The organism is Pauljensenia sp. UMB6358 (genome assembly GCF_030216865.1).
Classification (GTDB): domain Bacteria; phylum Actinomycetota; class Actinomycetes; order Actinomycetales; family Actinomycetaceae; genus Pauljensenia; species Pauljensenia turicensis_A.
In genome coordinates this window covers 1-265 of record NZ_JASOMS010000181.1, presented here as the reverse complement: position 1 = coordinate 265, position 265 = coordinate 1, and the positions used below count along the sequence as shown (strand labels likewise).

The 265-nt window shown below is 54.3% G+C and carries 1 protein-coding gene; it reads left to right on the top strand.

Features of this window, described 5'->3' with window-relative positions:
- Positions 1-237 (top strand): hypothetical protein (locus tag QP381_RS09100; RefSeq protein ID WP_442953421.1); only part of this gene is annotated, 237 nt, incomplete at its 5' end.
- Positions 238-265 lie beyond the last annotated feature (28 nt).

The following is a 265-nucleotide window of genomic DNA, read 5'->3' as shown; positions in this document are numbered from 1 at the left end:
TGCGAGACCCGAGAGCAGTTGGAGACCAATCACGGCTCATCTTTGCGTGATGCGGTTAATCGTATTGAGCGCATGCAAAAGGAGCAAGATCGCCGGTTCGATCTCCTACTTGATCAGGTGAAGAGCCTGGGGCATCAGGTTGGGGATTATCGGCGCGAGCAGGCTATCGCAGCTGAGGATCTACACGCGCGCATGCGCAATCTTGAGCTAAGAACCGAGAAGTGCAATAAGCACTAGCATTTTTGGGGGCACCCTGGCCAGAGTT